Genomic DNA, 14,574 nt, shown 5'->3' on the forward strand with positions numbered 1-14,574 from the left:
AACAGTGAATTAAATAATCCTAATGAATAAAAATATATTTCTATATAAACAGAATTCTACTTCAATATATTTTTACAAAATGTAAATTTATAATCACCTGATCCTAAATCCCTTCCAACGTCATGTTCTGCTTTCCATTTTGTTTCGTCTATCCGTAATGTAGCGCTTGTATTAGCTGGTACAGAAATATATAAAAAGGCTTGTTCCTTTTCTACACGCCACTCAATCTTAATTTCTCCATAAGCTGTCTCACGTTTTACTTTAACCCATTCTATATTCGAATCAAAATGTGGTTGTACATAAAAATGTTTATATGCAGTTTTTGTCTCATCCATTTCTAATCCAATAATATATCGGTATATCCATTCAACAATAGAGCCATATGCGTAATGATTATAAGAATTCATGCTATCATTCCAAAGTGTTCCATCCTCTTTCACGCCATCCCAATGTTCCCAAATCGTTGTGGCACCTTTTTTCACTTGGTATAACCATGATGGATAATCTTCATAAAATAGAAGCTTACAAGCAAGGTCATGCCGGTTAAACTTGCTTAATATTAAATTCAAATACGGTGTTCCTATAAAACCTGTTGTTAAATGATTTTTATTTTCTTTTAATAGCTCAATTAAGCGATTAAATACTTTCTCATTCACATCATCTTTCACTAGTTCAAAAAGAAGTACTAATATGTGAGCTGTTTGTGTATTTGAAATTAACCTACCATTTGGTGTAACGAATTCATTTTGAAATGCTTGAACAATATTCCCATGTAACTCTGCATATAATTTAGCATCTGTATTTTCACCTAAAATCTCAGCAATCCTTCGTAAAAGCGATGTAGAATAGGCATAATAAGCTGTCGCAATAAAATGCTTGTCTGTTCCGCCTTCATATACATCTGGTTTCGTATCTAATGCGAGCCAATCCCCTAAATGATAGCCTGTATCCCATAAATACTCGTTCTCACCTTGTGAACGTATGTAATCTATATACTTCTTCATACTGTCATATTGTTCTTTTAAAATCGATACATCTCCGTAATGTAAATAATGAACCCACGGGCATATAATTGCTGCATCGCCCCAACCACCAGAAGTATGTAAATCAAAATCCGCTCTTTTCCCAAAAGCATCTGGAATAACTAAAGGCACAGCTCCATTAACATTTTGATCTAATGATAAATCTTGGAGCCACTTTTTAAAGAATAATTGTACATTCATAATTTGCGTAGCTGTCCCAATGAACATTTGTGCATCTCCGGTCCATCCAAGTCGATCATCTCGCTGCGGACAATCTGTTGGCACATCAAAAAAGTTCCCTCTTTGAGACCATTCCACATTATGATGAAGTTGATTGATTAATGGATTAGACGTTTCAAATTCAGTCGCTTTTTCCATATCCGTATGTAATACAACCCCTTCAAAATCTGCTATTTGAGGTGGCTGGGTTAATCCACTTATTTTCACATACCTAAAGCCTTGATATGTAAAATGAGGTTCAAACGTTTCCTCTTCTTCTCCTTTTGCTATATACACTATTTTTTGTTTTGCCTTTCGGAGATTTCCGGTGTAAAAACTACCGTCTTTATTCAATATTTCAGCATGATGCAATTCTATCTTTTGGCCAATATAAACATGACGGACTGTAAATTGAACCCAACCTACCATATTTTGCCCCATATCAATGAGCCATTCGTGATTCGGTAGTTTTGAAATAGAAATCGGTTTAATAATTTTCATTTTACGAATTGCTTCGTTTTCTTGCGCAACAATTATTTGTTTGGAATGCTCAATTACTTCAACATCTTCTAGCCCTTGCCTACTTTCTTCTATCCTAGCGTCGTAAACCTCCCCTTCATAAATTTCTGAATACAAAATTGGGCTTGGAGTTACCTTCCATGTTTCGTCTGTTACAATTTTTTCTTTCGTTCCATCTTCATACGTTATATGTACTTGAGCAATTATCACACGTCTTCTACCGTAATAATTACGTACATGATGCATGGTAAGTGGTCCCTTATACCATCCATTACCTAGCAGAACCGAAATAGTATTGTGCTCACCCTTTAATAAATGCGTTATATCATACGTTTGATACAGTACTCTCTTATCATAACTTGTCCATCCAGGGGTAAAATAACAATCTCCAATGCGCTCTCCATTTATAGAAGCCTCGTATAATCCTAAACTTGTGATATATAAACGCGCTTTTTTAACTACTTTTTTAATAGTAAAATTTTTATTAAAGGACATAACTTGCGCTCGTTCTTTTTTCGCGGCAATCCAGTTCCCGCTCCAGTTATCTTGCCCTTGTAATCCAGTCTCCCAAAATGCTACTTCTGACCACGATGATTCTTCTCCGTAATTATCCCATACCTTTACCCGATAAAAATAACGCGTTTCCGCTCTGTATGAAAATGAATTGATTGGTATATGTAAACTTTGATCTGTTTCTACTTTTCGCGAATCAAACATTATAATTTCAAAATCTCTATCTTTCGCAACCTGCAATTGATAAGCAAGTTTTTTTACATTTCGGTTACTCGACTCAAGCAGCCAACTCATTTTAACAACTTTTGAATCTATACCTATCGGATTTTTTTTATTGTCGCAAAGCACTCTCTTTATTGTTAGCACACTTCTTCACCATCTTTTCTATATCTTAATTTAAATTAATTATAATAAAATTAAAATTCTAAATAAATAATAACTTTATTCATTCTTACAAAATTATTAACTTTCCAAATTTATAAAGGTTTTCATTTTCTATTACCGAAAGTATAGTGCGGTAGGATAAAATTTATATTTGGAGGTTAGAAGTATGTCTAAAATTGAAACTCCTGTTATGACTTCTTTACAAACAACGGTTGAAAAAATGATGAAGGATTTAAATGTTCCTGGCACTGCTATAGCTGTTATAAAAGATGGTGAAGTCATTATTTCAGAAGGATTTGGCTATCGTAATATAGAGACAAAAGAGGCTGTTACACCGAATACTCGGTTCGCAATCGGTTCCTCAACGAAAGCTTTTGGTACACTTTCATTAAGCTTGTTAGCACAACAAAATAAGTTTAATTGGGATACTCCTGTCCAGACTTATATACCTAACTTCTCTTTATCTGAACTACTTGCTAGCTCACAAGTTACCGGACGAGATTTAGCTTCTCATCGAACTGGTGTAAGCCGTCATGAGGCTCTTTGGTATAGCTCTTCCTTATCTCGAAAAGATCTCGTTGAAAAAATAAAATATTTACCACTTGATGCTCCGTTTCGTACAGCATTTCTTTATAACAACTTAATGTATGCGACAATTAGTTATATTGTAGAAAACATTACGAATCAAACATGGGAACAATATGTTGCAGAACATATTTTAGAGCCTTTAAATATGGATCAAACAAACTTCTCTGTTACAGACTCACAAAATACAGATGATTATGCATTACCTTACGTTGAAAATGACGGTAAACTAAAAGAAGTTCCATTCCATAACATCGATACAGTCGGCGCTGCTGGGTGTATTAATTCTACAATTGAAGATATGGCAAATTGGGTCCTTCTTCACTTAAACGAAGGGAAATTTGGAGATCATGAATTAATCTCCTCTGAATTATTACAACAAATGTATACACCACATAATTCCATTCCAGATCAACCAGTTTTATCACTTCCGGAATCTCCATTAAATAGTTACGGTCTTGGTTGGTTTATTAGCGCTTACCGTGGTAATAAGGTAATTCATCATGGCGGTAATATTGATGGGTTTTCAGCACTTGTTTCATTCATACCAACAGAAAACATAGGCCTTGTTATTTTAACGAATGCTGGAGGCACATTACTACCTACTTATCTCGCTAATCAAATTTATGACGAACTACTTGAAGTAGAATCCATTGATTGGCATGAACGTGCTGTAGAAGATACTGAAAAAATGAAGGAAATGATGAAAGAAGCAACTGAATCCATTCCTGAACAAATTGAAGGGACTACACCTTCTCACAGGTTAGAGGATTATACCGGTACTTTCGAGCATCCTGCATATGGAACATTACAAGTATACAAACGAGATGATTCGTTATATGTACAATTTATGGAGATGGATATTCAATTAGCTCATCATCATTACGACATCTTCTCTGCAAAAGTTGATTTATTCCAAATGAAAATGAGTTTATTATTCGCTTATGAAATGAATGTAAGTGGTGAATTCCCATCCCTTCAGTTACATGTACCAGCTATGTTAAGTACGCAGCCGCTTGTATTTAAGAAAATTAAATAAATATTTTAATAGAGGGAAGATAACACTTCCCTCTATTCCCCTTTTCTCTATGCAAAAAAAGGATAATACGTAAAGGATACAGAATTCTATTATTCAACTAATTAAATTACCAGGAGGAAAAGCTGTGTATACAGAAATTTTCAAAGAAATTGTTTCGATCACTCATCACGATTATTCAGGTTGTATAGATAAGAAAGGATGGGACGATCCTACTACATATTTACAGACAGTCGAGAAACTAGAGAAACAAGGAGAACTAACACCAATACAATTTACTGAAATTGTACGTGATTACTTACTAGACTTTAAAGATAATCATATGTTTTTCAAAATGAACTCTAACAATCAACCACTTAACAGTGCTGGCTTCCAAGTGAAAAGATACGAAGACCGCCTATATACTACATCCACTTCACAAGAAATAAGAGTGAAAAAAGGGCAGTCTATTCTAGCATTAGATAATATGAAAATCCCTGAGTTAATAATAAAATATAGGAAATATTTAAATGCGAATACATATGAACGTGAAAAATGGGATTATGTTTTATTACAATCATCAACTTGTACACTTATAAATGAAGATGGCGTAATCGAAACCATTACTTTACAAAAGTATAAACAAAATGAATACACGCCTATTTATTCATTTAAACAGCATAATAAAGACACACTCTTAATTACTTTGACTGATTTCGCAAATACTGAAGCGATTAATAAATTATTAGACTCACACAAAAATGAGCTTAATTCTTTTCCGAACTTAATTATTGATGTGCGTTTGAATCGTGGTGGAAGTGATGATGCATTTTTTAAATTACTTCCTTACTTATTCGAAGACAAAGAGATCTCCCTTTTAGATCCTTCAGATACAATGCAATTAAATCATACAGAACGAAACTTTCATTTACGTATGAAAGACATCAAAATGGAAGATTACGATTCTTTAGACGAACTTTCCAAATTATTCACTGATATATTTATTCAAGATTTAAAAAAGAATTATAAAAAAGGATTCGTTACATTTGATACTTCTGAGTTACCAAAAGAACTTCAATCATTAAAAATACACGGGAGAAAATCACCTAATAGAGTAGTTATATTAACAGATGTTACATGTGGAAGTTCTGGTGATTCTTTTGTAGAAGTTGCAAAAAAATCATTGAAAGTAAAAGTAATAGGTCGTCCTACTGCTGGTTTAAATGATTATTCTAATTTAGCGGTAATGGAATGGGCTGATACATTCGCACTTTACTACCCTACTTCACGGCTCTCTATTATAGATAAAGGCGAAGGAATGTCCGGAATTGGTATACAGCCGCATATACATATCCCGTGGACTCCGGAACATATACAAGAAGATGTTGATTTAAAATTAGCATTACAACTGCTTCAAAACGAAGAATGGTAAAAAATAAAGGTAGATGTGAATCACACCTACCTTTTCTATTTCATCTTAATCTTCTCTGGTTGAAACCAAATTGGCTTTAATGACTCAAAGTCTTTATGATCTTCTAAAACGATAGTAAGACGCTCTAACGTATCCTCTAACATATGTGGTGCTGCTCGTAAGGACCACACAATTGATGAGAAAACTGTCATGCCAACGTACACCGCATATAAGTTCCAGAACTCCTCTGGTATTCCCCCATTAAAGTAGCCTTCTATTTGTCCGATTGAATACGGAATACTAATGTCTCTTGCAAATAGTGCAATTTTTACGAAATCATGAAGTGGGTCACCCCAATCATAACCATTAAAATCAACAACACCTACATATTTCGCATCACGTACAATTATATTTTCTAAATGAAAATCATCGTGTTGAAATCGATTTGGGCGGTTCTTTAAATATATTCCATTTTCGTCTATAAACTTTATGATTTTATCATCATTTTTTATTTTTATTCCACATGTTTTATATGCCTCTACATATTTTCGATGTTTTTCCATTGCTCTTTCATACCATGGAAGGATATCCTTAGGAGCTTCATATGTATGCATTTTTGCTAAATCTTTTCCTGCTTCTATACCAATATCATATTGTTCTTTTGGTGTATATGTAGGCAATAGTTTCTTCGCATCTTCCCCTTCTAAATATGAAAAAATACCATAGCATAAGTCTTCCTCTGCCAATAAACCCATTTCAATTGGTTTTTGAGCTTGCACACTACGTTTTTGCATTTCATTTAAAATTTGAAACTCTATTTTCTTTCTTTCATACTCTTTTATATCGCCTGTCCGTAATAAATATTTTTCATTATTCGCTTTCGTAATGATATATTTCTTATCAGGTGAGAAACCTTTAGAAATTTCTTCAATATTAACTGCATCTTTTACTATCTGTATATTGTTTTGCCATGCTGTAATTGTTTTCATTTTTATTCCCCTTACATTTCTACATTTGGTGTATACGCTACTTCTACAATAAACCCATTCGGATCTTAAAAAGAAATGGACTCCTCTAAATCCGATACCCAAAATTCAATATGATGAATAGCTGATTGAAGTGTATTCATATTAAGAATATGCCCCTTGTACTATTTGCACAATTTCCATTGGTGTATTGACCATGTAATCTGGTGCATCTTTTTTCACTGTTTCAATAACATCATATCCCCAAGATACCCATATTACATTCACCCCAGCCTTTTTACACGCTGCTACGTCTCGCTGTTCGTCACCGACGTATAACATATCTTTCTCTGTTATTTTTTTCGATTTTAAAAATCTTTTTATCATTTTATCTTTACCGAACAAATTTTTAGAACAATATACCTCTTGTATATTTTCTATATCATTATTGTGTAAAAATGCCCGAATATGCTCTTCTGAGTTAGAAGATATAACGGCAATTCCGTATCCTTTTTTATGCAGTTCATCTAATACATCCTTCATCCCATGAAACAAAATAAGATCTTTTATAGCGGGTTGATACAATTTATAAAACTCCAGCGCTAATATCGGTAGTTTATACAATGGTACATCAAGTTGTTTACATCTCTCTGGCATCGTTAATTTACGTAAATACTCAATTTCTTCTTCCCTTACCGTTTTATATCCGTGCTTTTCAGCAATTTGATTATAAATTGGTACAAATATATTTTGTGAATCTACTAATGTGCCATCAAAGTCAAAAACAATATATTTTTGCATCCCCATACTCCCTTTGCTTCTTTTTCTAAACCTATCTTATTCAACACCGTAGTTGTCTAAACCTTCTATATACATAAAAAAGAACAAGATTTTCTCTTGTTCTTTTTAAGAAAGCCACTTTGGCGGTATATTCGTATTCCAATAAATATTCCCTAATTCATGGTGTCCTGAGTACCCATCATCAAAACGGTGATAGTGGAAATTAAAATAATAACCATCTTGCGGTGGATGATCTCTTCTTACATGAAATCGCAATAAGTCATTTCCTGATTTCGTGTCATACACATGAAAAATCTTTTCATTATTTCCGCCAGCTGGTCTTTGAGAAATCGCTAATGATTGCAATGACTCCTCTGGCACATCACTTGCAAGCTCAGCAATTGCCTCTTCAATTTTCGGTAATATTACATCTTTAAACTCATCTTCAATTACTGGACCAATTTTAGTGCCAAACTTTTGCATTGACTGCTTCTCTGCTTCTTGCATTGCGTACGTAATAAAAGTATCAGTGGTTAACCTGTCATTCGTTTCTTCATATGTATAGGACGTACTCTCCAAATTTTGTTGCCCAGCTGTGCTCGTAGGCTTGTCCGCAGCTTTGGCATTATCAAGCAATATGGAAGGAGGCGTCACTAAACCAAATGTAAATACGGTAATTAATGCGACTAAGGTTTTTCTAAACCAATTTGGCATGTATGTTCCCTCCCCTTTCACTCATTATATTTTATATAACGGTTGTTCCTTCTATTATACAAAATGATTGTAATTTTTGCACTTTACAATTTTGTTAACGTTCACATATTTTTCACTTGAATATGAAATTGTAAGATTTCATACAATATAAATACAACAACAATGAGGAGGCAATCCGATGACTTTAGATGTCATGTATTCCGCCGCAAGCATACTCGTTTTGGTATATTTTCTTTATCAATGTGTAACAGATTAAAAAAAGAGCCATTTTTCGGCTCTTTTTCTATGATAAAAATACAATCCAACCAATCCATACTATAAAAATAATCCCGGCAATTACAGCTAGTAATAAATCAAAATGAGAAAGTATAACTATTCCATACAAAAGCAGTACTGGAAGTAATAAATAGCGATCGGCCTTCCATCTTAACAATAATAATTTTCCTTCATCACAATATAGATGGAGAAACATTTTTTTCGTAAATTCATTCCAATAATCGCGCGCATAACGAGAAATTCCAACTAAAGCAAATGCAAGAATAATAGCTGCAATCCACCTCGGACTCATAATAATACTGACGGTGCTTATACATACAATTTGAATATAAAACATTCGTGCACTACTTGTACGGAAAAATTCTTTTAAAAAGGATTCAACAATACGAGATTCCTTTTTCTTCCCTAAAAACTTTTTAGAACGCGGAAACATCCACGGTTTTTTATTCGAACTACTCGGTTTAGCTGTATGACCACCAACTTGCATAATCCCACTCGTCCAGCRCATACTTTCTTCTTTCTCTTTCTCAACTTCTTTAAAAAAGCAATTTTTATAATTCAATTTTTCTTTTATCAACCCGATAATTAGAAAAACTGCTAGACCGATACTTAGTATAGAATAAACTGGATTTGTATAAATAAGAAACAGACTCAATCCAAAAAAGGTTAAACTTATAGAAAAAATTACATTTTTTATAATCCATAGTAGCCATCGTTTCCCCACACGTACATGAATAAATCTCGTTAATAACGACAACAGAAATCGAAATACAGTAAAAAATAGCCAAAATAATACGACTTGTATTTTCGTCACTCCGATACTTTTCATCAACACTGGTAACATAGTAACTACTACTATTACATTCGTTATAGCTATTCGAATAAACGTATATGTCATACCATACTGGATTAACTTTTGCATGTGAGCGGGATACGAAATTAAAAATAAACTATCTGCTTGTTCAAAAAATGAACGAACTCCTCTTGAATATGTAATCACATAAAATGCGAATAGACCTAATCCGAAATAAACTGTCTCTCCCATCGATAATTCTTCTATCCATAGTGAACGATAATAAATCCCCATAAATATAAGTGCTGGAATAATAATATATAGCGCAACTGTCCAATCAGTTATAGAACGTATGGACTTCCATTTACGCCTCAGTTCATGACGCAATCTTTTATAAAATTGTTGTTTAATCATGCTGTTCACGCCTTACGATTACATCAAAGCAGTCTAATAATGAACTCCCTGGCATTTCTGCTAACGCCTGGATAGATTCTAGATTTCCATCTGCGACTAATGTACCTTGTGAAATGAGTAAAAATCTCTCACAAATTCTTTCAGCTGTGTCTAATACGTGCGTACAAAGTAATATACCTGCGCCACCTTCTTTTTCTTTATATAAATAACTTAAAAACTCTTTCGTAGCTACTGGATCTAAACCGATAAAAGGTTCATCAATGATATAAAAATCTGGTTCAGTTAAAAATGCCAAAATGAGCATCGATTTTTGTTTCATACCTTTTGAAAACTTTGATAAATACTCATGTTTATGTTTATCCATTCGAAACATATGTAATAACTCTTCTGCTTTTCTTTCCCAGCTTCCTACTTCGTTCTCGCGAGCAGCCATTAATAGTTCGATATGTTCCCAAAGCGTCAAATAATCATAATATGTCGGGTGTTCCGGTACGTATGCATAAGGATTTTTCTTTTCACCAAATGATATTTCACCATTCATATTTACAAGTAAACCGAGCATCGTTTTAATCGTCGTACTCTTCCCGGCACCATTCGCACCAATAAGTGCAACTAATTCACCTTTTTCAATTGAAAAGGCAATATCATGAATTGTCTTTTCCCCTATATCATATCCGGCAGAGCGAATATTCACTTCTAACATACATTCCCCTTCTTTCCATTTCCAATACAATCAAGGAAAAGAATAACATATAACCATCTATATATCATTATAAAATATTTATTTTCATAGCAGGAATACATACTTTTTGACAGAATATTTAATGTTTGATTACATTTAATTGGAGTGGATAATATGTCTTTTCAGATTCGTGAAGCTACGATAGACGATATAGATGCACTTTGTTCTTTAACAACAGAATTAAAAGGTTCCTCTATTTCGTATGAAGATATGAACAACCGATTGCAATTCGTACAAATGAGTCCCTTTGATTTTTTATATGTTTATGAGGAAGAAGAAACCATATGTGGATTACTTGGGTTTCGTATTCGTGAAAATTTAGAAGATGTAACTCGTTATGGGGAAATTTCAATTATTAGCGTTGATTCTACAATACGACGAAAAGGCATTGGGCAAGTATTAATGGATTATGCTGAGCAATTAGCAAAGACACATAATTGTATAGGCACATGGCTAGTCAGTGGAACAAAAAGATTAGAAGCACATCCTTTTTACAAAAAATTAGGATATGAAGTGAATGGATATCGATTTGTGAAACATTTTTAAACTACTTATAAATGGAAAGGACTATAGCTATGACAAACATTGAAGCTATTTTTATTGATCGTGACGGTACAATTGGTGGTGACACTACAATACATTATCCAGGCTCTTTTACATTATTTCCTTTCACAAAAGCAGCTCTGCAAAAACTAAAAGCTCAAAATATAAAAATTTTCTCTTTCACAAATCAACCAGGTATCGCAGATGGGATAGCAACTGTAGCTGATTTTGCACAAGAATTAGAAGACTTCGGTTTTGATGATATATACGTATGTCCTCATAAACACGGTGATGGTTGTGAATGCCGTAAACCAGGTACAGGTATGCTGCTGCAAGCAGCTGAAAAACATGGGCTTGATTTAAAAAAATGCGCTGTAATTGGTGATCGTTGGACTGATATCGTTGCAGGCGCAACAGTACATGCGACAACGATATTAGTTCGAACAGGCGCTGGATATGATGCTTTACATACGTACCGAGACAAATGGGCACATATTGAACCAAACTACATTGCAGAAAACTTTGAAGATGCTACAAATTGGATTTTAAATCAACAATAATACAAATTAAAAGAGACGTTTTCACAATGAAAACGTCTCTTTTAATCTTATATTTTTTTAAAACGTTAATTCATAATGGAAATAACGATTATCTCTCAAATAACCATTTTCAGCATATAATCGCTGTGCTGATAAATTATCAATCTCCGTTTGTAATTTTACACCTTTTGCACCATTTTCTAATGCAAATTCTTTAGCAGCTTCTAATAATTTTTTACCTGTTCCTGCTCCGCGCTTAGTTGCTTGTACAAATAAATCATTTAAAATCCATAATTCTTTCATCGAAATGGAAGAAAATGATGGATATAATTGTGTGAAGCCAATATATTCGCCGTCTTCAACTGCCACAAAAATAACGGATTCTTTTCTCTCGATTCGACTTCGCAAAAATACTTTTGCTCCTTCTAAATCGGAATCTTGTCTATAAAACATACGATAGTTATTAAAAACTGATGCTAGTCCATCTAAATCTGCAATTGTTGCCTCATATATTCTCATTTTACTCCATTCCCCTTCCAATACTGTCTCATTATATCCGTTGCCCATTTAGGCTGTACAATTTCTTCTTCCGGCATAAACTCTTTCATTATCGGCTTTATATCCAATATAGGTGTGCCATCAATAGCATCTAACCCCTCAACAATAATTGATTTACCCTCTCTTTTGATCACCTTTACAATTGTTGCTCCTATGCGATTCGGACGATTTTTCCCGCGCTGTGCAAAAATGCCTACTTTAGGATAATCATTATTATTTCTAGGATGTCTAGCAAAATATTGAATTTGTTCATCAGTTACTTTATGAAAATAAAAAACAACTTCAATATGAGAAAAATCTTCAATCCCTTGTATACTTTCCTCAGTATATATTTCAGTTAAAGTAATATAGGATCTTACTTCTCCCCACTCATCATCTTTTATTTCCTTTCTTTCATTATGTACAAATGCGATTGGTTGAACTGAAAACATACGCATTCCCCCTTAAATGTAACCACTTACATTATAAAGTATTTTCAGAATGTTTTCCACAAACGTGAACTAGGTTACATAATATAATTATGATCTATTTCGTAAAGCCAAATTAACTGCTTCAACTGCATGTATATAAGTTGTGTCGAATATCGGAACTGATACGTCTTCCTGCTTTATTAATAATCCTATTTCTGTACAACCTAATATAATTCCTTGGGCCCCTTCTTGTACTAGCTCTTCTATAACTCTTTTATAATACTCTCTAGATTGAGATGTTATCTTTCCTAAACATAATTCTGTATATATTACTTCGTTTATCTTTTCTCTATCCTTTTCTGATGGAACCATTACTTTTATACGATTCTCTTCTATGCGTAATTTATAAAAGTCTTGCTCCATTGTATATTTAGTTCCAAGCAAACCAACCCTTTGAATATCTTTCCTTTTAATTTCTTTCGCAGTTGCATCAGCGATATGTAAGACTGGAATATGAATATTCTCCTTTATTTTCTCAACTACTTTATGCATTGTATTTGTGCAAATAATTATAAAATCTGCTCCTCCCCTCTGTAACGAATATGCCGCATTTCCTAATATTTCTCCTGCTCGATTCCAATCTCCGTTAGACTGGAATCGTTCAATCTCTTCAAAGTCCACACTATTAATCATACATTTTGCTGAATGTAATCCTCCCAATCTCTCTTTTATTTCTTCATTTATGATTCGATAATATTCAGAAGTTGATTCCCAACTCATACCACCAATTAAACCTATTGTCTTCATTACACAACACCCACCTTATACTGTTTTTTAAAACTAATCACAACATTTTATTATGTATATTATACACAATAAAACAAGACTTTACGTTTATAATATAAAGTCTTGTTTTAACTATTTCCAAGGAAATTTTATAAGAATATTCTGAATTATTTTTTTGATGTTTTTATAAAATCTTCATATTGATAATGAAAACATTCTCGATACAACTGTTTAATTTCATCATATGATGGCACACGTGGATTATTTGCTGGACTTCCACTTTCAATTGCATCTGATGCCATTTTAGAAATAGCTGTTTCAAATTCAACTTCACCAATTCCGTATTCTTTTAAATTTGGAATACGAAGATCAAAACAAAGTTTTTTTATTTCCCTCAGCGTGTAGTCGGCTACTTCTTCATCACAATAGGAATACAAATCTTTATTTAAACAACGTCCAATATCCGCTAGTCTTTTTACTGCACTAATTTTTGTATATTGTAAAACTGTAGGTAATAGTATTGCATTCGATATACCATGTGGTACATGAAATAACGCTCCTACCGGCCTTGACATTCCATGAACTAACGTAACAGATGCATTGGAAAATGCGATTCCAGCTTGTAAGGAAGCAATCATCATCGCTTCTCTTGCCTCCATATTCTCTCCATCCTCATATGCAATACGTAAATATTTCATAATACTTTCAATAGCGGAAAGTGCAAGTACATCGGTAAGTGATTGTGAAACTTTAGAAATATATGCTTCGACTGCATGACATAATGCATCTATCCCTGTTGCTGCTGTAATATGAGGTGGTACCGAACGTGTTAATATTGGGTCAATAATCGCTACTTGCGGTGTGAAATTTGGATGCTTCATCATCATTTTTACATCTGTTCGTTTATTCGTAATTACTGCTACACTTGTTACTTCCGATCCAGTACCAGAAGTTGTCGGGATTGCAATTAGTGGTAGCGGATCGTTGTCTATTTCCATATCTTTTTGGACATAATCTTCCACTTCTCCACCATTTGTATATAACACCGCAACTGCTTTCGCTGCATCAATACAACTTCCACCACCAATACCAATAATAAAATCACACTTTCCTTCTTTACAAAGTGTTAACGCTTCTAACACGTGTATATTTGTAGGCTCAGCATTTACTTTATTATATGTACTAACAGTAATACCTTTCGTATTTAATTGTTGTATACACCTCTCAACATATCCTAAATTCTCCATAATTGTATCCGTAACTATAAACGCTCTTTTCCCCAACTTCTTAGATTGTTCCCCCAGCTTTTCAAGCGAATTTCTTCCATATAATACGGACTTCGGCATACGAAACTCAGCAACTTCTTGCAAGTACTCCACCCCTTCT

At 33.6% G+C, this 14,574-nt stretch carries 14 protein-coding genes; 4 read left to right on the top strand and 10 right to left on the bottom strand.

Annotated features, from left to right (window positions below):
* Positions 1 to 56 precede the first annotated feature (56 nt).
* Positions 57 to 2,639, bottom strand: coding sequence for a family 78 glycoside hydrolase catalytic domain (locus tag AC1DMU_RS19845; RefSeq protein WP_476941551.1), 2,583 nt, complete (start codon positions 2,637 to 2,639; stop codon positions 57 to 59).
* A 184-nt stretch (positions 2,640 to 2,823) separates the two neighbouring features.
* Between AC1DMU_RS19845 and AC1DMU_RS19850 the strand changes: the two genes are divergently transcribed.
* Entirely contained in the window at positions 2,824 to 4,281 is a 1,458-nt protein-coding gene (locus tag AC1DMU_RS19850) for a serine hydrolase (RefSeq protein WP_088063250.1), read from the top strand.
* Positions 4,282 to 4,405: 124 nt separating this feature from the next.
* Positions 4,406 to 5,689 carry a S41 family peptidase gene (locus tag AC1DMU_RS19855; RefSeq protein ID WP_088063249.1) on the top strand — a complete coding sequence of 428 codons (1,284 nt, stop codon included), beginning with the start codon at positions 4,406 to 4,408 and terminating at the stop codon, positions 5,687 to 5,689.
* A gap of 35 nt (positions 5,690 to 5,724) precedes the next feature.
* Here the strand turns inward: AC1DMU_RS19855 and AC1DMU_RS19860 are convergent, their stop codons facing one another.
* From AC1DMU_RS19860 to AC1DMU_RS19880, 5 genes are all read right to left on the bottom strand, one after another.
* Positions 5,725 to 6,657, bottom strand: a complete 933-nt coding sequence (locus AC1DMU_RS19860) for an aminoglycoside phosphotransferase family protein (RefSeq protein ID WP_088063248.1) — start codon at positions 6,655 to 6,657, stop codon at positions 5,725 to 5,727.
* A gap of 141 nt (positions 6,658 to 6,798) precedes the next feature.
* Positions 6,799 to 7,434: an HAD family hydrolase gene (locus AC1DMU_RS19865; RefSeq protein ID WP_141540980.1), complete on the bottom strand. Its 636-nt coding sequence runs from the start codon at positions 7,432 to 7,434 to the stop codon at positions 6,799 to 6,801.
* A gap of 105 nt (positions 7,435 to 7,539) precedes the next feature.
* The gene (locus AC1DMU_RS19870; RefSeq protein ID WP_001134418.1) at positions 7,540 to 8,127 is read right to left on the bottom strand and encodes a YpjP family protein; all 588 of its coding nucleotides are present in this window, start codon (positions 8,125 to 8,127) and stop codon (positions 7,540 to 7,542) included.
* 283 nt (positions 8,128 to 8,410) lie between these two features.
* Positions 8,411 to 9,610: an ABC transporter permease gene (locus AC1DMU_RS19875; RefSeq protein ID WP_476941552.1), complete on the bottom strand. Its 1,200-nt coding sequence runs from the start codon at positions 9,608 to 9,610 to the stop codon at positions 8,411 to 8,413.
* A complete protein-coding gene (locus AC1DMU_RS19880) occupies positions 9,603 to 10,313 on the bottom strand; it encodes an ABC transporter ATP-binding protein (RefSeq protein ID WP_088063245.1) in 711 nt (236 codons plus the stop codon). The genes AC1DMU_RS19875 and AC1DMU_RS19880 overlap by 8 nt, the downstream gene beginning before the upstream one ends.
* Before the next feature lie 153 nt (positions 10,314 to 10,466).
* Here AC1DMU_RS19880 and AC1DMU_RS19885 point away from each other — a divergent pair, with 153 nt between their 5' ends.
* Both AC1DMU_RS19885 and AC1DMU_RS19890 read left to right on the top strand, forming a co-directional pair.
* Positions 10,467 to 10,898 carry a GNAT family N-acetyltransferase gene (locus tag AC1DMU_RS19885; protein ID WP_088063244.1) on the top strand — a complete coding sequence of 144 codons (432 nt, stop codon included), beginning with the start codon at positions 10,467 to 10,469 and terminating at the stop codon, positions 10,896 to 10,898.
* Between the two features lie 29 nt (positions 10,899 to 10,927).
* On the top strand, positions 10,928 to 11,455 hold the full coding sequence (locus tag AC1DMU_RS19890; protein ID WP_060488621.1) for an HAD-IIIA family hydrolase: 528 nt from the start codon (positions 10,928 to 10,930) through the stop codon (positions 11,453 to 11,455).
* Positions 11,456 to 11,512: 57 nt separating this feature from the next.
* On the opposite strand, the gene AC1DMU_RS19895 is transcribed toward AC1DMU_RS19890, so the two are convergent.
* From AC1DMU_RS19895 to eutG, 4 genes are all read right to left on the bottom strand, one after another.
* Positions 11,513 to 11,953 carry a GNAT family N-acetyltransferase gene (locus AC1DMU_RS19895; protein WP_048540883.1) on the bottom strand — a complete coding sequence of 147 codons (441 nt, stop codon included), beginning with the start codon at positions 11,951 to 11,953 and terminating at the stop codon, positions 11,513 to 11,515.
* Complete coding sequence (locus AC1DMU_RS19900; RefSeq protein ID WP_088063243.1) at positions 11,950 to 12,423, bottom strand: SAM-dependent methyltransferase; 474 nt, start codon at positions 12,421 to 12,423, stop codon at positions 11,950 to 11,952. The genes AC1DMU_RS19895 and AC1DMU_RS19900 overlap by 4 nt, the downstream gene beginning before the upstream one ends.
* 87 nt (positions 12,424 to 12,510) lie before the next feature.
* Entirely contained in the window at positions 12,511 to 13,209 is a 699-nt protein-coding gene (locus tag AC1DMU_RS19905) for an aspartate/glutamate racemase family protein (protein WP_088063242.1), read from the bottom strand.
* 146 nt (positions 13,210 to 13,355) lie between these two features.
* Entirely contained in the window at positions 13,356 to 14,558 is a 1,203-nt protein-coding gene (eutG, locus tag AC1DMU_RS19910; RefSeq protein ID WP_088063241.1) for an alcohol dehydrogenase EutG, read from the bottom strand.
* Positions 14,559 to 14,574 lie beyond the last annotated feature (16 nt).

Source organism: Bacillus sp. 01N45, assembly GCF_056399205.1.